The 22,019-nt window shown below is 67.1% G+C and carries 15 protein-coding genes and 1 pseudogene; 7 read left to right on the top strand and 9 right to left on the bottom strand.

All coding sequences use genetic code 11. The features are described 5' to 3' along the window. The 9 genes and pseudogenes from ACFOY6_RS20285 to ACFOY6_RS20245 all read right to left on the bottom strand — a co-directional run. Positions 1 to 384 (bottom strand): annotated as a pseudogene (locus ACFOY6_RS20285) (transposase); the annotation flags it as partial. A gap of 95 nt (positions 385 to 479) precedes the next feature. Next, complete coding sequence (locus tag ACFOY6_RS20280) at positions 480 to 1,874, bottom strand: ABC transporter ATP-binding protein (protein WP_379639233.1); 1,395 nt, start codon at positions 1,872 to 1,874, stop codon at positions 480 to 482. Beyond that, complete coding sequence (locus tag ACFOY6_RS20275; protein ID WP_379652073.1) at positions 1,871 to 2,662, bottom strand: ABC transporter permease; 792 nt, start codon at positions 2,660 to 2,662, stop codon at positions 1,871 to 1,873. The genes ACFOY6_RS20280 and ACFOY6_RS20275 overlap by 4 nt, the downstream gene beginning before the upstream one ends. A gap of 8 nt (positions 2,663 to 2,670) precedes the next feature. Further along, the gene (locus tag ACFOY6_RS20270; protein WP_379639242.1) at positions 2,671 to 3,615 is read right to left on the bottom strand and encodes an ABC transporter permease; all 945 of its coding nucleotides are present in this window, start codon (positions 3,613 to 3,615) and stop codon (positions 2,671 to 2,673) included. A 10-nt stretch (positions 3,616 to 3,625) separates the two neighbouring features. Beyond that, on the bottom strand, positions 3,626 to 5,062 hold the full coding sequence (locus ACFOY6_RS20265) for an ABC transporter substrate-binding protein (RefSeq protein ID WP_379652072.1): 1,437 nt from the start codon (positions 5,060 to 5,062) through the stop codon (positions 3,626 to 3,628). A 302-nt stretch (positions 5,063 to 5,364) separates the two neighbouring features. Continuing rightward, complete coding sequence (locus tag ACFOY6_RS20260; protein WP_379652071.1) at positions 5,365 to 6,522, bottom strand: putative sulfate/molybdate transporter; 1,158 nt, start codon at positions 6,520 to 6,522, stop codon at positions 5,365 to 5,367. Positions 6,523 to 6,636: 114 nt separating this feature from the next. Beyond that, positions 6,637 to 9,459, bottom strand: coding sequence for a cation-translocating P-type ATPase (locus tag ACFOY6_RS20255; protein WP_379652070.1), 2,823 nt, complete (start codon positions 9,457 to 9,459; stop codon positions 6,637 to 6,639). Between the two features lie 51 nt (positions 9,460 to 9,510). Continuing rightward, entirely contained in the window at positions 9,511 to 10,485 is a 975-nt protein-coding gene (locus ACFOY6_RS20250; protein WP_379652069.1) for a lactate/malate family dehydrogenase, read from the bottom strand. After that, on the bottom strand, positions 10,485 to 11,966 hold the full coding sequence (locus tag ACFOY6_RS20245; RefSeq protein ID WP_109519296.1) for a DASS family sodium-coupled anion symporter: 1,482 nt from the start codon (positions 11,964 to 11,966) through the stop codon (positions 10,485 to 10,487). Before ACFOY6_RS20245 ends, ACFOY6_RS20250 begins: the two co-directional genes overlap by 1 nt. A gap of 565 nt (positions 11,967 to 12,531) precedes the next feature. Here ACFOY6_RS20245 and ACFOY6_RS20240 point away from each other — a divergent pair. The 7 genes from ACFOY6_RS20240 (at position 12,532) to ACFOY6_RS20210 (ending at position 21,891) form a co-directional block, all read left to right on the top strand. After that, positions 12,532 to 13,206, top strand: coding sequence for a 4Fe-4S dicluster domain-containing protein (locus ACFOY6_RS20240; RefSeq protein WP_379652068.1), 675 nt, complete (start codon positions 12,532 to 12,534; stop codon positions 13,204 to 13,206). Then, positions 13,203 to 14,822 carry an FAD-binding protein gene (locus ACFOY6_RS20235; protein WP_379652067.1) on the top strand — a complete coding sequence of 540 codons (1,620 nt, stop codon included), beginning with the start codon at positions 13,203 to 13,205 and terminating at the stop codon, positions 14,820 to 14,822. Before ACFOY6_RS20240 ends, ACFOY6_RS20235 begins: the two co-directional genes overlap by 4 nt. Beyond that, positions 14,819 to 16,054 carry an NADH-ubiquinone oxidoreductase-F iron-sulfur binding region domain-containing protein gene (locus ACFOY6_RS20230; protein WP_379639297.1) on the top strand — a complete coding sequence of 412 codons (1,236 nt, stop codon included), beginning with the start codon at positions 14,819 to 14,821 and terminating at the stop codon, positions 16,052 to 16,054. The genes ACFOY6_RS20235 and ACFOY6_RS20230 overlap by 4 nt, the downstream gene beginning before the upstream one ends. A gap of 331 nt (positions 16,055 to 16,385) precedes the next feature. Then, positions 16,386 to 17,462, top strand: a complete 1,077-nt coding sequence (locus tag ACFOY6_RS20225; RefSeq protein WP_456316822.1) for an HlyD family secretion protein — start codon at positions 16,386 to 16,388, stop codon at positions 17,460 to 17,462. Continuing rightward, positions 17,459 to 20,248: a ribosome-associated ATPase/putative transporter RbbA gene (gene rbbA / locus ACFOY6_RS20220; protein ID WP_379652074.1), complete on the top strand. Its 2,790-nt coding sequence runs from the start codon at positions 17,459 to 17,461 to the stop codon at positions 20,246 to 20,248. Before ACFOY6_RS20225 ends, rbbA begins: the two co-directional genes overlap by 4 nt. A gap of 2 nt (positions 20,249 to 20,250) precedes the next feature. After that, positions 20,251 to 21,363: an ABC transporter permease gene (locus tag ACFOY6_RS20215; protein ID WP_379637368.1), complete on the top strand. Its 1,113-nt coding sequence runs from the start codon at positions 20,251 to 20,253 to the stop codon at positions 21,361 to 21,363. 66 nt (positions 21,364 to 21,429) lie between these two features. Beyond that, entirely contained in the window at positions 21,430 to 21,891 is a 462-nt protein-coding gene (locus ACFOY6_RS20210; protein WP_379652066.1) for a transposase, read from the top strand. The last annotated feature ends 128 nt before the right edge of the window (positions 21,892 to 22,019 follow it).

Below are 22,019 nucleotides of genomic sequence, written 5' to 3'. Positions count from 1 at the left end.
TGCGCTTGGCTCCATCATAGCCCGCCCGCTCGCCGCTTTCCGGCAAGGAGCGTAGCGTGCGGCTGTTCAGGATGGCAGCGCTGGCTGCGCCTTTCGCCCAGCGGCCAGGCGCAGCACCGTCCGCAGATCCTCGGCCAGGGCTTCGAAGCAGCCTGCCGCCAGCCAGTGCTGTGCCTGCTGACAGACTGCCGCCCAAGGCGGCAGGTCGTTCGGCATCCAGCGCCGGGGTGCGCCGGTCTTGATCACGTAGCGCAGGCCGTTGAACGCTTCGCGCAGGCTGTGCTCGTGCTGCCCGGCGACCTCGGGCCGCAGCGTCAGGCAGGGCGCGACCAGCGCCCGTTCGTCGTCGGAAACGTCAGAGGGCTGGGGCTTGCGGGCACTCATGCCCCGCAGCCTGATCGTGACCCACCCGCAGGTCCATAACAGCCTCTAGAAGGCTCAGATAGAGTAGAAATCCATAAAAGAGGAAATATATAACCTCAAAAGCTCAAACGAATATTAGAAATTTTTGCCGCGATAGCCTCGTCATGGGTCACGAGAAGCACAGCCAGGCGCTTTTCCTCGGCAAGTTCGTCGAGCAGCTGGATGACCCGCTGCTGTGCCAAGGGATCGAGGCGTGAACTTGGCTCGTCCGCAAAAAGAAAGAGAGGGCGGAGGAAAAGCGAGCGCGCTAGCGACAAGCGCTGCAGTTCGCCGCCGGATAGTTGTCCCGGAAGCCGCTCGAGCAGGCTTCCTGCCAAGCCAAGCCGGTCAAGGATGGGCAAGAGGCTGCCCAGGGAGATTTCGTGCAGCTTTGCAAGATCGGTATAGCCCCGTCCCACCGGCAGATGCGGCGCGAAGGAACTGGGCGGGTCCTGATAGAGCTTCTGGAAGCGGTGTCGCGCAACGCCGGGTTGATGCCATACCTTGCCATGGTCGGGGCGGCACAAGCCCAGCAGGATGTTACCCAGTGTCGACTTCCCACAACCGCTTGCGCCGGTGACGGAGACGATCTCGCCAGCAGGCACCTCGAGATCCAACCCGGCGAACAAAGTCCGTTCCTCGTAGGTCTTGGCAAGCCCTCTGCCCACCACCACCGGGCTACCTCCCGAACTCGCCCGGGGCCGGTCCGGCCAATTGGCCGGCAAGGCGCCGATCAGCGCGCGCGTGTAGTCGTGCGAGGGTGCCGTCAGGATACGGGAGACCGGCCCCTGCTCCAGAAGCCTGCCTTCGAGCAGCACCGCCGCCTCGCCGCCGAGCCGCTCGGCCAGCGCGAGGTCGTGCGTGACCACGATGGTGGTCTGGCCCTGAGCCGAGGCTGACTGAAGGCCTCTGGCCACCTCCTCCACCCGATCGGCGTCCAATCCCTTGGTTGGCTCGTCCGCCAGGAAAAGTCCGCCCTCTCCCACCTGGGCCGTGGCGAGTGCCACGCGCTGGCACATGCCGCCCGAGAGCTGGTGCGGGTAGCGCCGGCCGCTGGCGCCATCGAGGCCGAACGCCGCCAGCCCCGCCAGCGCCAGACGCCGCGCCGCCCCCAAGCCCTTCCTGCGGACATACCGATGCACCTCGCTCACCTGCTCCACCGCGCGCATCGAGGGGTCGAGCGCCAGCCAGGGCTCCTGCGGAAGCAGGCAGAGCTCCCGCCCCCAAAGGGCGCGGCGCTGGCGCTGCGGCAGCGCCAGCAGGTCCGTATCGCCCCAGAAGGCCCGGCCGCTGGCCTGCAGCTCCTCCGGCAGCGTGCCCATCAGCGCGTGCAGCACCAACGACTTGCCCGAGCCGCTCTCGCCCAGCAGGGTGAAGGTGCCGCCCGGCTGCACCGCGAAGGACACCTCCTGCACGATGGGTCCGCCGGCGCCCCGGACCGCCAGCCGCTCGACGCGCAGCCCCCGGGTCACCGTGAACCGCGCCCGGCCAGCAGGTGGAGGGACAGCACGGTCAGTGCCACCATCGCGGTGGGGAGCAGCGCGTGCCACGGCGCCTCGGCGTAGTACGGGAGCAGCTCGATCGTCATGGTGCCCCATTCGGCCACGGGCGGGCGGAGGCCGATGCCGATCACCGACAGGGCGGAGATGGTGAAGATGGCCGTGCCCAAGTTGAACGCCATCAGCGTGCTCAGCACCGGTGCCAGCGGCGGCAACAGCAGGTGCCGCGCCACGTAGAGGCGCGAGAAGCCGTTCAGCCGCGCCGCCTCGACATGCGGCCGCCGCAGCTCGAAGGCGGCGACCGAGCGGGTGACGCGGAAATACTCGACCCACTGGTAGCTCGCCAGGCCGAGATAGATGAACACGAAATTCCCCGGCCCCAGGCTGGCGAACAGCAGCACCAGCAGCACGCTGGGCAGCGCCATGACCCCGTCGGCCAGCAGCGAGAGGGCGCGGTCGGCCAGGCGGCCGCCCGCGGCGGCCAGCAGGCCGAGCAGTACGCCCGTCACGGCGGCGCCGGCGACCGTCGCAAGCGCCAGCGACAACGACAGGCGGGAGGCTGCGGCGAGCCGGGCCAGCATGCTGCGGCCGAGCTGGTCCGTGCCCAGCGGATCGCTGCCCCCGAAGGGCGCCAGGATATTGAAGAGGTTCTGCCGGTTCGGATCAGCCGCGATCAGCCAGGGGCCGAGAAGTGCGAAACCCGCGATGGCGGCGAGCAGAACCGCCCCAACCCAGCGGCCGGCACCCATGCGGCGGAGCACCGGCCGCCTCATCGGGCGCTCCGCGCCCGCGGGTCCAGCCAGTGGCAGACCAGATCGACCATTGTGTTCACAACCACGAAGATCAGGCCAAGCGCCAGGGCTGTGCCCTGGATCATCGGCACGTCGCTGGAGAAAACGGCGCGCACGATCGCCTGGCCGATGCCGGGAAAAGCGAACAGCGTTTCCACCACCACCACGCCCTCGATCAGCACCATGGTCTGCTGGCCCAGCACCGCCACCACGGGGATCAGCGCGTTGCGCAGCCCGTGCCGCCACACCACCAGCCACTCCGGCAGGCCCTTCTGCCGGCCGTAGCGGAAATAGGCGGTGCGTTCCGTCCGGGCCAGGCTGTCACGCATCACGCGGGAGGTGACGGCCGCCATGCCAAGGCTGAGGACGGCCGCCGGCAGCACCAGGGAGGACCAGCCGGAAAAGCCGGCGGAGGGAAACCAGCCCAGCCGCACCGCGAAGATCGCGGTGGCCACGATGCAGAGCGCATAGGTCGGCACAGTGCGGCACAGCGTGGCCACGCCCAGGGACAGCCTGTCGAACCATCCGCCCGGCGACAGGCCGGCAAGGATGCCGACCGGCAGCGCCAGCGCCACGGTCATCGCCAGGGCCAGCCCGGCCAGGGCGAGGGAACGCCCGAGCTGCTCGCCCACCTCCACCAGAACCGGGCGGTTGCTGACCAGGGAGCGGCCGAAATCGAGCGCGGCGACCTGCCGCAGCCAATCCAGCAGGCGCAGTGGCCAGGGCCGGTCGAGCCCCAGCGTGCCCCGCACCGCGTCGGCGAGTTGCATGGACATCAGGTCCGCGCTGTAACGCGAGGCCGCCACGCGGAAAGCCACGTCGCCCGGCAGGAGCTGCATCAACAGAAAGCTGAAGCAGCCGACGCACAGCGCCGCGGCAACCGCCTGCAACGCCCGCGCGGCCAGCAGCCGGGCGACGAACATCCCGGAACTCCTATCGGGCGGGGCGGATGTCGCGCAGCCCGTAGCTGAGCTCGTAGGGATCGAAGCGCACGTCGGTGACGCGCTGGCTCACCGCGAAATTGTAGTCCAGCCAGGAGAGCGGGATGACCGGCAGCTCCTCCTGCAGGATCCGCGTGACGAGGCGGCGCGGCGCCTCGCGCTCCGCCGGCTCGAAGGTCGTGCTCGGCTTGCGGAAGGCGTCGAGCAGGGCCGGGGAGGACCAGCCCATCGCGCCCCAGACGCCGCCCTTCGGGCCGAAATCCTCCTGCAGCACACCGAGCGGCTCGGGCACCAGCGCGTAGTTACGCGCGGCGAGCGCCAGTTGCAGCGAGCCATCGGCGTGTGCCGCCGGAATTTCGGCGCCGCCGACCGCCTGGACATCCACCTCGATGCCGACCTCGCGCAGCTGCGCCTGGATTGCGGTGGCCATGATGGGCAGCTCGGGGAACACGGTCACCGTGCGCAGGCTGAGCCGGAAGCGGCGGCCGTCGCGGACGAGGATGCCGTCGGCTCCGGGGCGCCAGCCCAGCTCCGCCAGCAGCCGGCGGGCCTCGGCGGGGTCGTGCGCCAGAGGCGGCAGGCTCGGGTCATGCCAACCGGCCAGCACCGGCGGCAGGAGCTGCGTGGCGGCGGCCGCGGGGTTGCGCAGAATGCCGGCGGCCATGCCGGCGCGATCGACCGCCAGGCTGAGGGCACGCCGCGCCCGCGGGTCGGAGAGCAGCGGGTCGCCGGAATTGACCAGCATGATCCGCGTGCGCGGCACCGGCTCGGAACGCAGCGCGATCCGGGGATTGCCGGCGAGGCGGCGCATGGCGGTGGGCGGCAGGGTGAAGGCCAGGTCCGCCTCGCCGCTTTCCGCCATGGTGGCGCGGCTCTCCCCTTGCGCCACTGAGAGATAGGAGGCGCGCGTGAAGGCGGGCGCCGGCCCGCTCCAGGAGGGCGAACGCTCCGTCTCCAGGCTGAGCGGCGGCGCGAGGCGGCTTACGCGGTAGGGGCCGGTTGCCACGATGCGGGTGACATTGCCGGCCGCATCCAGCGATGAGGGAGCGAGGATGATGGAGGAGTAGTTGGCCAGGAAGGCCGGCAGCGGCGCGAAAGGCTCGCGCGTGCGGATGACGACCGTGCCATCCTCGGCGGAGATCGAGTCCAGTGCGACCTGGTTCAGCACGCCGCCCTTGCCGCGCGAGCGCTCCAGGCTGGTCACGACGGCCTCGGCGGTCACAGGCGTCTCGTCATGAAAGCGGGCCTTGTCGCGCAGCGTGAAGCGCCAGACCTTGCGGTCGTCCGACAGGGTCCAGCCTTGCGCCAGGGCAGGCACGGCCTGGCCCTGCCGGTCGAAGCTGACCAGGGTCTCGGCCACGTCCATCCGCAGGAAGATGTGCCCGGCCTGGGCAGGCTCGAGGCCGAGGATCTCAAAGGGAGCGACCACGCGCAGAGGCCGTTCCTGCGCAGCCGCGGCGGTGGTCAGGAGCAGCATGCAAAGGGCTGCACGCAGGAAGAGGCGCAACGGAAGCTCCATGGTTCTGGCCTTGGCGCAGAAAATGCGGATGCAACTTAATGTCAACGTCTGACAGGAGCTTAAATGTCTGATGCCCCGAAATGCACCTGAGAGGCATCAATCGATACGGGGTGGAAATTCACCATATGCCGTTGATTCCTAAGGTGATTTATCGGGCCTGTGCAGCAGGAGACCAGCCGCCTGGAAATGCTCCTGGGGTGCGGAACACTCTCTCAGCCTTGCGTGGGAGCGCGGAGCCGCTTCACGGTGCCCCGCATGACCTCCATGCCCCAACCCGCCATGAGGCCCAGGGCCGGGTTGAACAGTGCCGTCGCCACAGCCGTGACGCCGATCACGGGCCAGCAATCCGGACGGGCATCGAAGAGGCGCCGCGACAGGGCGAGGTCGGTTCCTGCGACCAGCAGCAGCGCCCCGACGGCACTCAGGGGGATGGTTGCGAACAGGGCGGCAGCGCTGCCCGCGAAGCCGAGCGCCAGGACCAGCAGGACCGCCCCGAAGAGAACCGGCGCCAGCCCCGTGCGGGCTCCGAAGCGGTGTTGCGCGGTGATGCCCCCGGCTCCGTGGCACATCGGCATGGCGCCGAAAGGGGCGAGCAGGAGGTTCATGGCCCCAGACGTCAGGGCGAGGTTGCGCACCGTCGCGCGGTTGGCCCGGTCCGGGTAGAGATCGCGGCAGATGGCGGCGGTGACGATGACGGCATTCGTCAGAGTGAGCGGCATCTGCGGAAGGGCCGCCATCTCTACGGCCTGCCAGACCACGCTCCAGCTCTCCGGCAGCACCAGGCGGGGCAGGTGCAGGCTGAACCCGGCGACCTCCGGGGTAGGGGTGAGGCCGGTGGAGAGGCCCACCGCGACGGCTGCTATCAGGACAAGGGGTGCCACCGGCGCCTGCGGCCAGAGGCGCGGCACACCGAACAGCAAGGCAAGGGCCGGAAACCCGATCCAGGGCGTCTGGAGCACCATCGTCAGGCCCAGCCAGCCCATCATCAGCCCGAGGCCGAGCTGCAGTCCGGCGGTCACCGACTGCGGGATGAGCCGTGCCACCCGGCCGATGAGGCCGGTCGCACCGAGGAGCAGCAGGACGGCGCCGATGACGAGCCCGGCGGCGGCCGTGGCCTCGAGATTGAGCTGCCCCGTCAGCAGGACGGCGGAGACCGCCTTCATGGGCTGGACGGCCATGGGGAGGCCGTAGAACAATCCGGCCGCGACAAAGGACACGCCGAAGCCGAAGAGGACCCCCGCCGGAGCGAGCCCCGCCACGGTCATGGCACCGATCACATGCGGCACGAAGGTGCCGAGATCGCCGCAGGCGCCCGCACACTCGCGCATCAGGCTGCGTTGCGGCCGTATGTCTGCCTGGCGGTCGGTCATGGTCACTTGTAGCCCACGTTGCAGCATGGGTGGCAAGGCTGCGCTGTGCAGGCGGCTAGCATGTGGTTCCAGGAATCAGAGTGCCCGAAAAAATTGCACCCTGGGCGGACCAGTTCAGCGGGTCAGGGCCACCAGCCTCGCCCGGCTCATCAGCTTGCTCAGCTCCCGCAGCCAGAGCACCGAGCTTGCGGCGGCCACGCAGACCAGCCAGTCGCTCAGGCTCAGCGGCACGGTGGAGAAGGCCTGCTGGAGGAAGGGCAGGTGGACCACCGCGACATGGAGCATCAGCGAGAAGAGGATGGCGGCCCAGAGCCAGGGATTGACGAAGAGGCCGCGGAAGGCGCTTTCCTCGTCGGACCGCGCGTTCAGGACGTTGAAGAGCTGGAACAGGGTCAGCGTCGTGAAAGCCATGGTCTGCGCGTAGGGCAGGTCGCCTGAGCCCGCGATCATCCCGCCCGGGAGCGATGCGTCGAGCACAAGCAGCGTCCCCGCCGCCATGATGGCGCCGACGAAGACGATGCCGGCCCACATGCGGGGGGTGACGACGCCCTCGCCGCGGGGACGGGGCGGCCGGGACATGGCGCCCGCATCGGCCGGATCCATGCCGAGCGCCAGGGCGGGCGCGCCATCCGTGACGAGGTTGATCCACAGGATCTGTGTCGCCAGCAGCGGCAGCGCCACGGCGCCGCCCGCCGTGGATGCCAGGCCGATGTGATCGGCCAGCACCACGCCGAAGAACATCGTCGCCACCTCGCCGATATTCGACGACAGCAGGTAGCGGAGGAACTTGCGGATGTTGGCGAAGATGGCGCGGCCTTCCTCCACGGCGGCGACGATCGTGGCGAAGTTGTCGTCGGCCAGCACGATATCTGCCGCCTCCTTCGAGACATCCGTGCCGGTGATGCCCATGGCCACGCCGATATCGGCGGCCTTCAGCGCCGGCGCGTCGTTCACGCCATCCCCGGTCATCGCCATGGTCGCGCCATGGCGCTGGAGCGTGCGGACGATGCGCAGCTTGTGCTCCGGATTGACCCGCGCATAGACCGAGACCTGGCGGACGGTGCGGCTCAGCGCGTCATCCGGCATCGCCTGCAGCTCCGTCCCCGTCACCACGCCCGCGTCATGGGCGATGCCCAGCTCGCGGGCGATCGCCGCCGCCGTGCCGGGGTGGTCGCCGGTGATCATGATGGGGCGGATGCCGGCACCGCGGGCCCGCGCCACGGCCAGCTTCGCCTCCTCGCGCGGCGGGTCGATCATGCCGATCAGCCCGAGGAAGACGAGCCCTTGCTCGAGCTCCTCGCCCAGAAGCTCCCGGGCGGTGCCGTCCTGCGGCAGGGAGCGGAAGGCGACGCCAAGGGTCCGCAGGGCCTGGCCGGCGAGCGCCTCGTTGGCGCACAGGATGCTGGCCCGGCGCTCGGCGCTCAGCGGCTGCGCCTCCTCGCCCACCAGCTCGTGCGTGCAGCGCTCCAGCAGCACGTCCGGCGCGCCCTTGGTGAAGGCGGTCAGGCGGCCCTGGCGCCGGGCATCCCGGTGCAGGGTGCTCATGAGCTTGCGCTCGGACGAGAAGGGCACTTCCCCGATGCGGGGGAAGCGCGCCTCCAGCGCCCCGCTGTCCAGCCCCGCCTTGCGCGCGGTGACGATCAGCGCACCCTCGGTCGGGTCTCCCTGCACCGTCCAGCGCCCGTCCTCCGCCTCCTGCAGCACGGCGTTGTTGGCGCGCTCGGCCGCCGACAGGGTGCGCAGCAGTTCCGTCCGCAGGCCACCCTCGACGGCACCGCCCTCTACGCCCCGCACCCCGCCCACGGGCGCGTAGCCGGCCCCCTCCACCTCCACGCTGCCGCTCGCGGTGACGACGCGGCGCACCGTCATCTCGTTGCGTGTCAGCGTGCCGGTCTTGTCGGAGGCGATGACATCGGCCGAGCCCAGCGTCTCCACCGCGGCGAGGTGGCGGACGATGGCCTTGCGCCGGGCCATGCGCTGCACGCCGACGGAGAGCACGGCCGTGACCACCGCCGGCAGCCCTTCCGGCACCGCCGCGACGGCCAGGGCGACGCCGAGGATCAGCACGTCGAAGATGGCCCGCGCGCCACGCACATCCTCCACCAGGAGGATGGTGCCCACCATCACCACGGCGATGGCGATGACGATCGTCCCGAGCATGCGGCCGACGCGGTCCAGCTCCCGCTGCAGCGGCGTCCTCTCCTCCGGTGCCGATTTCAGCATGCCGGCGATGCGGCCCATCTCCGTCCGCATGCCGGTCGCCGTGACCACCGCGCGGCCATGGCCGTAGGCGGCGGCCGTGCCGCTGAAGAGCATGTTGGCCCGGTCACCCGGGCCGGCCTCCACCGCCAGGGCCTCGGCCTGCTTCGGGACAGGCAGGCTCTCGCCCGTCAGCGCGGCCTCGGCGGTCTGCAGGGCGGCGGAATGGACGATCCGGGCATCCGCCGGGATGGTATCGCCTTCCTCGACCAGGATGAGGTCGCCGGGCACCAGCTCGGCCGCAGGTATGCTCCGCTGCGCGCCGTCTCGGACCACCCTGGCCTGGGCGGCCGACATCTGGCGCAGCGCGGCCACCGCCTGCTCGGCCCGCGCCCGCTGGAAATAGCCCATGGCGGCGTTGAGCAGCACCACGGCCAGGATCGCCATGGCCTCGTAGGGCAGCGCCGCGTCGCGCTCAATTAGCCAGAGCGTGGCAGAGACGAGGGCGGCGGCCAGCAGCAGGATGACCAGCATGTCCTGGAACTGGGCGAGGAGCTTGCGCCAAGCCGGGACCGGCTTCTCGCCGGCCAGCTCGTTGCGGCCATGCCGGGCCAGCCGCCGCTGCGCCTCCGCCTCTGAGAGGCCCCGCTGCGGATCCGTGCCGAGGCCCGCCAGAACCTCGGCTGCCGCCTGCCGGTAGGGCTGGACCCCGTCCTGCTGCGCGTCCATGCCGGTCATGCTCCTTGCCCGCTCCCGGTTGCTCGGGCAGCACGGTGGTCCGTGGTTGCTTTATGCCCGGCTATCCAGGGCCTTGGGTGGGAGCGCCCCGAGCCCGGCCCGGATCGCCTCACACAGCACCCCGGCGCTGTGCCGCAGCGCCGCTTCCTCCGCTCTGTCGAGTGGCGGCAGGAATGGCTCCGAGGCCCCCTGGGCGGAAAGCACATGGGGCAACGAAACGCAGGTCTCCTCCACCCCCAACAACTCCTCCATGAAGGTGGAGACGCTGAAGACCACATGCTCGTCGTTCACGATGGCCCGAGTGAGCCGCGCGATGCAGCCGCCGATGCCGAAATTCGAGACGCCCTTGCCTTCCTTGATCCGGTAGGCGGAGGTCCTGACCTCCTTTGTCATGGCTTCCCGTAACTCAAGCGGCAGAGGGTGGCCCAGCTTCGCGGCGAAATCGACTAGCGGCATGCCGGCGATCTGCGCGCCACTCCAGTGCAGCACCTCGGAATCGCCGTGCTCGCCCAGGACATTGGCATGGATCGAACTGGGCGAGACACCCAGATGCCGCGCCAGGCGGTCGCGGAAGCGGGCGGAATCCAGAGCGCAGCCGGTGCCGATGGCGCGGCCGCGCGGTAGGCCGAAGTGCCGCACTGCCACGGCCGGCATTACATCCACCGGATTGGTGGCGAAGAGCAGCACCGTATCCGGCACCACCGCCAGCACCCGTTCCAGCACTGAGGCCACGACACCGACATTCGCCGCCAGCAGGTCCAGCCGGGTCTGGCCGGGCTTCAAGCTGGTGCCGGCCGTCACCACAACAACCTGCGCTCCTGCGAGATCGGCGTAATCCCCGGCCGCCCGGATGAGGGCCGGGCTGCCGAAGGCAGCGGCATGGGCGATATCCGCGGCCTCCGACCTCGCCCGTGTCTGGTCCATGTCCAGCAGCACAATCTCGCTGACACCTGGCACATTCGCCAGGAGGTAGCCGGCGGCGGCGCCAACCAGCCCGGCGCCGATGATTCCGACCTTACCTTGCATCACAGAACTCCCATCATCGGCCAGATGGTTGCGGAGAACAGGACGAGAAGCGCCAGCCCCGCCAGCGTAATCAGGATCCCGACTTTCGCAAATTGCAGCGTCGAAAAGGCGCCTGTCGCATAGCAGAGCATATTCTGCGGCGCGTTGGTGGGCAGGATGAAGCCGAAGGACACCACCATGGCCTGGATCATCACGATGCCGAAGACGGTATCCTGCCCATAGGGCAGGGTCTGGGCGAAGGCGATCATGATCGGGATCAAGGTGCTTGCCAGCCCGGTGGCCGAGGCGAAGCCCAGGTGCAGCAGGATGCTGAAGAGGGAAAGCGCTCCTACCACCAGCGCGACCGGCATCGCATCCAGACCGAGCTGCCCCAGCGTCACGCCCGCCAGCCAGGAAGCGGCGCCGGTGCGGGAGAGCAGGATGCCGAGTGAGATGCCTGCGGCGAAGAGCACGATTGTGCCCCAGGGAACCTGCTTCTCGGCCTGAGACCAGGTCATGACGCCGATGCGCGGCATCAGCAGCAGCGCGATGCCCAGCTGGGTGGTCGTCGTGGTATCCAGCGGGTGCAGCACACCCTCGGTGGACCACATCACCAGCAGCAGCAGTGCCACCAGCATCAGCCGCCACTCGGCGGGCGTCACGGGGCCGAGCTGCGCGACCTCATCCGCCAGGCGCTGCTTCGCTTCCTCCACCGGCGGCACATGCGGCCGCAGCAGCACCAGGGCGACGACAAAGAGCACCGCACACATGGACAGGGTGAAGGGCAGAGCGGTGATGAACCATTCGCCCCAGGTCAAGGTGCGGCCGAAGGAGGCCTGCATGAAGTTCAGGCTGATCAGGTTCTGCGCCGCGCCGGTCTTGACCGCCATGTTGAAGATGGAGCAGGCCTGTGCCGTCACGATCATCAATGTCGCGCCCAGGCTGCTCGTCACGGGCAGGCCGAGGGCGGTGGTGATCCCAACCATGATCGGGATGACCGCGCCGACGCGTGCCGTGGCGGAGGGGATGAAGAGCGCCAGCACGAAGCCGACGATCATGGCACCCAGCGTCAGCCGCGCCGGGGAAATGCCGACGCGAGACATCACCAGCAGCGCCACGCGCCGGTCCAGCCCTGTCAGTTTCAGGGCCACCGCCAGAAACAGCGCCCCGGCCACGAGCAGCACTGCGGAGGAAGAAAAGCCGGAAAGCATCTGCCCCAGCGCATCCGCCGAGCTCATCGCCCTGCCGCCCTCCGCCAGGGGCTTGCCCATCAGGCCCAGCACCGCCATCCCGGTGAGCACGACCGCGCTGGCCGCCGGAGAAACGCATTCACTGATCCAGAGGATGATCACCAGGGCCAGTAGCCCCAATGCCACCTGCCCTGAGGCGCTCAGCCCCGTCGGCGTGGGCAGCATCAGCACCGCCAGATAAGCCAGCAGCGCAACGCCGAACCACATCAACTTGCGGTTCGATGTTGGTTCAGCAGGTGACATCAGGATCATAGGAATCTCCAGAGAATCAGAGGGTGCTGTCTCCAGGGCGTAGATGCAGCCGCCATAAGCTGCATGCACGGTCGGGCGGCAGATGGCGGTGGCTTCAGCAGCCATGCAGCGCAGCGGGCAAGCCGTAGCTCACTGATGGGATTGCGTAACAGGTAAATTCTCCTGCCGTCAGTACCGTCGTTCGCCCGCTCGGTGTCGCCTCAACCCTTGCCGGACCCGGGCACCCAGACCGTCTCTGCCAAGGGCAAGTGCAGCGCCGCCCGTATACCAAGCAAAATATTCTGCCGGCTTCAGGTGTTGTTCTCACTGCATTATGAAATTTTCTGTGGTCTGAAGAAATTCATTCTCCTGCAGGCTGTTATAGATCTGCCGCTGAAGGCCTGATTTTGCTGAATCTCCACGGCGGATCTTTGCGGGGGAAACCAAATAAGTTCAGTGCATTATTGTTGACCCATAACAGTCTCTAGGCGGATCGTAGCCCCACCCGGAAGTGGCTTTCTTCAGTGAGCCCTGCATCGGCGGCGCACCGTGTGGCTTTGTGCGGCATGTAGTCGAGGAGGCTCTTTTGAGCGGAAGCAAGACCGACACAGAATCAAAGATAAACCTCGTTTTCGAGGGACAGCCTCTGCTGGCGGAAGCCGGAGCATCCCTGCTGCAGGCCTGGATGGCGGCCGGCCAGCCACTGACGGAGAATGTCGGCTGCATGGGCCAGGGCGTCTGTGGCGCCTGCCGTGTCCTGGTGCGGCGGCAGGGCGAGCGCTTGGCCGGTACCGCACTGGCCTGCGAGACGCAGGCAGAGGAGGGGATGCAGGTCTCCTTTTTGGATCACTTCCCGGCACGGCGCCCGCACGCCTACGATCTCCACGCGCTAACCGATAGCTGGACGGCGCTAGACCAGATCGATGCCGTCTTCCCAGAGGCCAAGAACTGCCGCCATTGCAGTGGCTGCGACCGGGCCTGCCCCAAGGGCATCGAGGTGCAGCGCATGGTGAACCTCTCCGCGGCAGGCGAGGCCTTCACCGCGGCGGCACTCTTCGATCAATGCGTGATGTGCAACCTCTGTGTCGCCGCCTGTCCCGAGCATATCGACCCGGCGCATCTAGGCCAGTTCGTGCGGCGCATGGCTGCCTCGCTCACGCTGCGTCCCGCCGACCTGATCCGCCGGTTGCGCGAGATCGAGCAGGGGCGGCAGCCCATCGACCCGGATGCGCACGGCGCCAATCCGCCGGTGCAGTCATGAGCGGCGGCATCCCCCATGCCGAGGCCCTGGCTGCCTGGCGCGCCAGGATGCCAGCCCCGGCGCGGGCCCTGGCCTTGCCGGTACCCGAGCTGCTGGACTGCTTTCATCCCGATCACCGACCCGGCGCCATTGTGCCGCTCCGTGTCGGTGCCAGCGCCGGCTTGCCCTGCCGGGTGGAACTGGCCGCGCTGCTGCAATCCGACTCGCTGGTCGAGGATGTGGACATCGCCGGAGCACCCTTGCTGGACGCGGATGTGCTGGTGATCGGCGGCGGCGGCGCGGGCTGTGTCGCCGCGCTCACCGCGGCACGGGCCGGGGCCCGGGTGATCCTGGCCACCAAGCTGCGCCTGGGCGACAGCAACACGGTGATGGCCGAGGGCGGAATCCAGGCCGCCATCGGGGATGAGGACAGCCTGCAGCGCCACTTCGAGGACACGCTGCGCGCCGGTCATTTCATGGCCGACAAGGCGTTGGTGGCGGCGCTGGCTTCCGACGGCCCGGGCGTGATCCGCTGGCTGATCCAGGAGGGCATGAGCTTCGACCTCGCCGAGGGCAGCGAGCGCATGGGCGGCAGCCTGCTGCGCCGGAAGCCGGGCGGCGCCACGGCCGCGCGGCTGCTCTCCTACCGCGACTTCACCGGCCTCGAGATGATGCGGGCGCTGCGCGAGGCCGTACTGCTGCAACCAGGCATCACCCTGCTGGACCGCCACCCAGCGCTGGAACTGCTGACCGACGACCGCGGACGCTGCGCCGGTGCCGCGTTGCACGACCTCGCCCAGGGCCGCACAGTGCTGGCCCGGGCCGGCGCCACGGTGCTGGCCACGGGTGGCGCCGGGCGGCTGCATATCGCCGGTTTTCCTACCTCCAACCACTATGGCGCCACGGCGGATGGGGTGGTGCTGGCCTATCGCCTCGGTGCCGCGCTGCGTGAGGTGGACAGCTTCCAGTATCATCCCACTGGCATCGCCTGGCCGCCACATATGGAGGGGCAGCTGGTCAGCGAATCCGCCCGCGCCTCCGGCGCCGCCCTGGTCAACGGGCTGGGCGAGCGCTTCGTCGATGAGCTGAGCACGCGCGACGTGGTGGCCGCCGCCATCCTGCGGGAGATCGCCGAGGGGCGTGGCATTCTCCGCGGCGACCGTGCCGGCGTCTTCCTCGACACGCCGGGCCTGGAGCGGGAGAAGCCCGGCATTCTCGGCAGGAGCCTGACGACGCTCGCCCACCTGGCGCAGCGCGCCGGCTTCGACGCGGCGGCTGAACCCTTCCTGATCCACCCGACGCTGCATTACCAGAATGGCGGCGTCGCCATCGACCCGGATGGCTGGAGCGGCGTGCCCGGCCTGCTCTGCGCCGGCGAGGTGACAGGCGGGCTGCATGGCCGTAACCGCATGATGGGCAATGCCCTGCTGGAACTGGTGGCCTTCGGCCGCCGAGCCGGGCACGCCGCTGCCACCGATGCGCGGGTAGAGCGCCCGCGCAACATTGGGCTGAACCATCTGGCGGACTGGCGCCGCGCCCTGATCGCCCAGGACCTGCCGTTAACCCTCAAGGCACCGATGATCTTTCCACCTTATGGAAATTTCAACATGGCCACCGAGCGGGGGAAGGCGGCATGAAGGTCCTGACCGACGAGCGCATCTGCGTCGGCGCCGATCTCGCCGCCTGGATGGCGGCGGGCGCCGCCGCCGGGCTGGAGAACGCCCTGGCCGATCCTGCCGGCATCATCCCGACCATCGAGGCCGCCGGCCTGCGTGGCCTGGGCGGTGCGGGCTTTCCCACCCACCGCAAATGGTCCGCCGTGGCGGCACAGCCCGGCCCTGGCAAATGGGTGGTCTGCAACGGCAACGAGGACGAGCCGGGCACCTTCAAGGACCGCTTCCTGCTTTCCCGCACGCCGCATCAGGTGATCGAGGGAGCGCTGGTCGCGGCGCTGGCGGTGAAGGCCGCCAATGTCGTCCTCTACGTCAACCCGCGCGAGGCGGCCGCGGTACGGGTGCTGCGGGAGGCGGTGACGCAATGGGAGGCACATCCGCTCTTCGCACGGCTCTCCGAGGCGATCGGGGAGGAGCTGCATCTCCTCGTCATCACTGGCTCCGGCCTCTATGTCGGGGGCGAGGAGACGGCGGCGGTGGCCAGCGTCATGGGCGGCTTTCCCTTCCCTACGCTGAAGCCACCCTATCCGGCGGAAAAGGGCGTGAACAGCGCGCCGACGCTGGTGAACAATGTCGAAACCCTGGCCCATGCCGGGCAGATCCTGCGTCATGGGCCGGAATGGTATCGTGGCCTCGGCCTTGGCGGTGCACCCGGCACCAAGCTCTTCTCGCTCTCCGGCGACGTGCTGCGCCCAGGGCTGCACGAACTGCCTATGGGCACCTCGCTCCACAGCCTTGTTTTCGAGCAGGGCGGCGGCATGCTGGGCGGCAAGTCCTTCAAGGCGGTCTTCACCGGCGGCCCCTCCAACACCCTGCTGACGGCGGACGATCTCGATGTGCCGCTGGATTTCGAGAACCTGCGGAAGCGTGGCTCCCGCCTCGGCACAGGGGCGATGATCGTGGTGGGGGAAGGCACCAGCATCCTGCGCAAGACGGCGGAATACGTCGCCTTCTTCGCGGCCAATTCCTGTGGCCAGTGCCCGCCCTGCAAGATCGGCACGCACCAAGTATCGCGCATCCTGGAGCGGGTCGAGGCCGGGGCAGGGCGGCCCGGCGACCTGCAGGCGCTGGAGAACCTGGCAGAGCTTCTCCCAGGGAGTGGCCGCTGCGGGCTGGTGGATGGAGCGGCGACGGTACTGGCTTCATCCCTTAAGGCTTTCCGGGGAGAGTACGAGCGGGCGCTGAGGCGTGGCTGAGCATTGCAACCCGACATTGATCTCAGCCGATCCGGGAGGTGCCTGATCGCGGGACATCATCGGGAGCCGATGAGGCTGGCGATCATGAGTTGCAGCGCCGATCAAGTGCCTACAGCAGCGATTCCGACGATGCTCCACGATCAGGCAGCCAGAACACAGTAAAGCGACTTGCTGTTGTTGACCCACAGGCGGCAACATCAGCACAGAATTGGAGGCCTGGCTCACAGGCTTCAGGATTCTATTCGGTTTAGAAAGCTGTTCGAACCCCCGCAAAAAGGGTCGCGATGAGCATTCCATTGCCTGACCGACTGGACGACGGACCCAAGTTCAGATGGCGATGAGAGCGCGTCGCAAACGACTGCTTCTCATAGCTCTTGCCCTGCTCATCGCTGTTGCAGGCTCTTATGCCTGGAAGCAGCTCAGCGGCAGCGGCCTTCCGGAGGGATTCGCCAGCGGAAACGGGCGTATCGAGGCAACCGAGATTGATATCTCGACCAAGGCAGCGGGGCGGGTTCGGGACATCCTGGTCCGGGAAGGTGACTTCGTCGAGGTAGGGCAGGTACTTGCCCACATGGATACCGCGCAGCTCGAAGCCCGGAAACGCGAAGCCGAGGCTCAGCTTCGGCGCGCGAATATCGCCATTGGAACGGCGCAGAGCCTTGTGGCGCAGCGTGAGGCGGAGAAGATGGCAGCTGTTGCCGTTGTTGCACAGCGGCAGGCGGAGCTCGATGCTGCGGCCAAGCGGCTGGCGCGGTCCGAGCGACTGGCGACAAGCAGTACCGTCTCGATCCAAACGCTGGATGACAACCGCGCCGCCCACGAGGGAGCCCGGGCTGCGGTCGGCGCCGCTCGGGCGCAGCTGGCTGCCTCTGATGCGGCCATCAGCGCTGCCAGGGCACAGGTGGTCGATGCAGAGTCATCTGTCGATGCTGCGAAAGCAAGCATCGAGAGCATCGTGGCGGATATCAATGACAGCACCCTGATCGCGCCGCGGGCTGGACGTGTTCAGTATCGCATCGCCGAGCCTGGGGAGGTGCTCGCGGCCGGTGGCCGGGTGCTCAATCTCGTCGATCTGGGCGATGTCTACATGACCTTCTTCTTGCCAACCGGTGAGGCGGGGCGCGTTGAGATCGGGACGGAGGTTCGCCTTGTGCTGGATGCGGCGCCCCGGTACGTCATTCCCGCCAAGGCAAGCTTCGTGGCTGATGTCGCCCAGTTCACTCCAAAGACGGTGGAAACGGCTGAAGAGCGGCAGAAGCTGATGTTCCGCATCCGGGCGCAGATCGCGCCCGAACTGCTTGAACAGCATATTCGCCAGGTAAAGACCGGGCTGCCCGGCATGGCTTATGTCCGGCTCAACCCAGAGGTCGAATGGCCGGCAAGCCTGAGCGGCCCGTTGGTGCAATGACTGGCCCAGGATTTTTCGGCGAGGAACCTGATGGCCGCCCAGCCGTGGCGCGGATCAAGGCTGTCTCCCTGCGCTACGGCAAGACACTGGCCCTGGAAGGGATCAACCTGGACCTTCCAGCGGGCATCATGGTCGGGTTGATCGGGCCCGATGGCGTCGGCAAATCGAGTCTGCTGTCCCTGATCTCAGGCGCCCGCGCCGTTCAGCAGGGCCGGGTCGAAGTTCTGGGGGGCAACATCGCTGACAGGGCGCATCGGGAAAGCATCTATGCCCGGATCGCCTATATGCCGCAGGGTCTGGGCAGGAATCTCTACCCCACCCTGTCCGTCTTCGAGAATGTCGACTTCTTTGGCCGGCTGTTCGGTCATGACAGGCAGGAACGTGCAAGGCGGATTGCTGATCTGCTGCGCAGCACCGGCCTGTCTCCCTTTGCAAACCGGCCAGCTGGCAAGCTCTCCGGAGGCATGAAGCAGAAGCTTGGTCTCTGCTGCGCGCTCATTCATGACCCGGACCTGCTGATCCTGGACGAACCGACGACCGGCGTGGATCCTCTGTCGCGCCGGCAGTTCTGGGAACTGATCGACGATATCCGCCAGGACCGGCCCGGCATGAGCGTCATCGTCGCGACCGCCTATATGGAGGAGGCAGAGCGCTTCGACTGGCTGGTGGCAATGGATGCGGGCCAGGTGCTCGCGACCGGAACGCCCGAGGAGCTGCGCCGCCAGACCGGGGCGACAACTCTGGACGCGGCATTCATTGCGCTGCTGCCGGAAGAAGGGCGACGGGGGCACAAGGACGTTGTCATCCCGCCAAGGCGTGATGCGGAAGGCGAGGCCGCTATCGAGGCCGAGCATCTGACGATGCGGTTCGGCGATTTCACCGCGGTCGATGACGTAGTCTTCCGCATCGGCAAGGGAGAGATCTTCGGCTTCCTCGGTTCCAATGGCTGCGGCAAAACCACCACCATGAAGATGCTCACCGGCCTTCTGGTCCCCAGTGAAGGCCGAGCACGCCTCTTTGGTAAGGAGGTCGATCCCGGCGACATGGCGGTTCGCCGCCGCGTGGGCTATATGTCGCAAGCCTTCTCGCTCTACACCGAACTGACGGTGCGGCAGAATCTCGAGCTGCACGCCCGGCTCTTCAGCATGGAGCCAGCATCGATTCCTGCCCGGATCGAGGAGATGGTTTCCCGCTTCGGCCTTGGCGAAGTGCTGGACGCCTGGCCGGAATCCTTGCCCCTCGGTATACGTCAACGGCTTTCGCTCGCCGTGGCGATGGTCCATTCGCCGGAAATCCTGATCCTTGACGAGCCGACGTCCGGCGTGGATCCGATCGCGCGGGACAGCTTCTGGCGCATCCTTTCCGATCTGTCCCGCCAGGATCATGTCACGATCTTTGTCTCCACCCATTTCATGAACGAGGCGCAGCTCTGCGACCGCATCTCGCTCATGCACGCGGGAAAGGTGCTGATCAGCGAGAAGCCTGGCGTGATTATGGAGGCGCGCGGCGCGGCGACGCTGGAAGAAGCCTTCATCGGCTATCTGGAGGATGCAATCCGGGATCTTGCAGGCGGTGAACCCGTGGAGCCGGAAGCCATACCCGTCCAGGCCATCTCCCCAAGGCCGGCTCGATCTGCCCCGGTTGCCAGGTGGAACCGCTTTTTCGATCTGCGCCGGGTCTTCGCCTTTACGCAACGGGAATCCCTGGAGCTGCGGCGTGATCCCATCCGGGCGACCTTGGCACTTCTCGGCAGCGTGATTCTGATGTTCGTGATCGGCTATGGCATTAACATGGATGTCGGCAACCTGTCCTTCGCCGTGCTTGATCGTGACGATACGACGGTGAGCCGCGACTATACCCTGCAAATCGCCGGCTCTCGCTACTTCACCGAAAAACCGCCCATCGCCGATTACGCCGATCTTGACCGGCGGATGCGCAATGGCGAACTGAACCTGGCGATTGAGATTCCCCCGGGATTCGCTCGCGATGTATCCCGCGGCAGGGCCATCGAGATCGGGGCGTGGATCGACGGCGCGATGCCGGCTAGGGCGGAAACGGTGCGCGGCTATGTCCAGGGTATGCATCAGGACTGGCTGACCCAGAAGGCCCGGCAGAACTACGGTGATGCAGCCATCGCGGGCAGCTTCCAGCTGGCCGTCCGCTACCGCTACAATCCCGATATCCAGAGCATCGTGGCCATGGTGCCTGCTGTCATTCCGCTGCTTCTGATGATGATCCCTGCCATGCTGGCTGTTCTCAGCGTCGTTCGGGAGAAGGAGCTGGGCTCGATCATCAATTTCTACGTGACACCCGTCACGCGGCTGGAATTCTTGCTGGGTAAGCAGATCCCCTACATTGCCCTGGCGATGTTCAATTTTGTCATGCTGACCGCCTTCGCTATCTTTGTCTTCCGTGTTCCTTTCACCGGCAGCCTGCTCACCTTCACGGCCGCGGCCTTCCTCTACGTGACCGCTACGACCGGGATAGGGTTGGTGATCTCGGCCTTCATGAACAGCCAGATTGCGGCCATTTTCGGGACCGCCCTGCTAACCCTGATTCCCGCCGTGCAGTATTCAGGCATCATCGATCCCGTCTCATCCCTGCAGGGCGCTGGAGCGCTGATCGGCCGGATCTATCCCACGACCTATTTCGTGACGATATCGCGGGGGACCTTCTCCAAGGCACTGGATTTCGGAGATCTCTGGGCCAACTTCGTGCCGCTGCTGATCGCTATTCCTGTTCTGCTTCTGCTGGGTACCCTGCTTCTCAAGAAGCAGGCGGACTGACAGTGCGGGGCAGGAACATCCTACAGCTGGGCATCAAGGAACTGCGGGGCCTCGCCCGGGACCCGATGCTGCTGGTGCTGATCGTCTATGCCTTCACGCTCTCGATCTACACCGCTTCGAAGGCGATGCCGGAGACGTTGAATCAGGCGGCTATCGCTGTTGTGGACGAAGACCAGTCGCCGGTGTCCTCGCGGATCATCACCGCCTTCAATCCACCGTACTTCGCCGTGCCTCGCATCATCTCGCAGCCGGAGATGGATCGCCGCATGGATGCAGGTCTCGACACCTTCGCCTTGGACATTCCGCCCAACTTCCAGCGTGATCTCCTGGCTGGACACTCACCCACCATCCTGCTCAATATCGATGCCACGCGGATGACGCAGGCGTTTTCAGGCGGCGGCTACGTCCAGTCCATTACCACGAGCGAAGTTGCGGAGTTCCTGGCTGGCTATCGTGGCGGCGCCACAGTTCCGGTGGAGCTCGTTCTACGGTCACGGTTCAACCAGGAACTTAACAAGGGCTGGTTCGGCGCCATCACCAATGTCATCTCCTCTGTCACGATGCTGTCGATCATCCTGACCGGCGCGGCACTGATCCGGGAGCGGGAACATGGCACGATCGAGCATCTGCTGGTCATGCCCGTGACAGCCACCGAGATCATGCTCAGCAAGATCTGGTCCATGGGCCTTGTGGTGCTCATCGCCACAGCCTTTTCCATGGTCTTTGTCGTGCAAGGGCTTCTTGCGGTTCCTATCCACGGCTCCGTTGCACTATTCCTGGCGGGAGGAGCTCTGCAGCTCTTTGCAACGACGTCACTTGGAATCTTCCTTGCCACGGTGGCCGGATCGATGCCGCAGTTCGGCCTGCTGTTGATGCTGGTCTTGCTGCCGATGCAAGTACTGTCCGGCGGCACCTCACCACGTGAGAGCATGCCGGAGATCATCCAGACGATCATGCTGGCTGCCCCAAACACACATTTTGTCATGTTGGCGCAGGCTGTTCTGTTCCGAGGGGCGGGCCTGGATGTCGTATGGCCGCAGTTCCTTGCTATGTTGGCCATTGGCGCGACGCTCTTCGCCCTGTCCTTGAGGCGCTTTCGACAGTTTCTGCGCTGACAGCAGGCTCCCGACCGCATCTGAAGCAGGATTCATCCGGCCAAGCCGGCACAGAAGGACCGCGATGTGCGGTGGACGCTCAAGCGCGACAAAGCCAAACCCGAGCCCGAGGGCAATCAGCGCCAGGCCACCCAGATCGCCGTGCCCGATTTCGGGTACAAGAACCACATCGGCATCGACCGGCGGCACGGGCTGATCCGCCGCTGGACGGTCACTGCTGCGGCCCAGCATGGCAGCCGCAGCTTTGCTGGCCTGCTTGACCCCGACAACACCGCCAGTCGCGTCTGGGCGGACACAGCCTACTGCACCAAGCGCAATCCGGACGTGTTGGAGCGGCGCGGCTGGAGCGAGCGCATCCTGTTCCGCAGGCCGCCGAGACGCCCATTTTCCGAACAGCAGGCGAAGGCCAATGCGTCACGCGCCCGGATTCGCTCGGGCATCGAACACTGTTTGCTGCCCAGAAGCACCGTGTGGCGCTGTTCCTACGCACCATCGGCGTGGCTCAGCACCCGAACTGCGCTCATATGACTCCACACCCTTGCTGAAGAGCGGCACCGGCCGCGGTCGTGTCCCATCGCGTGGTGTAGGAGCGATGGTTCCGGCGGGTTGGGTAGCCGGGATCAGGCTGGCACGGCGGAGAGCCTGATGGGACCAGT

This window comes from Teichococcus aestuarii (assembly GCF_042651065.1).
GTDB classification, from domain to species: domain Bacteria; phylum Pseudomonadota; class Alphaproteobacteria; order Acetobacterales; family Acetobacteraceae; genus Pseudoroseomonas; species Pseudoroseomonas aestuarii.
This window is presented reverse-complemented; position numbering and strand designations above follow the sequence as displayed.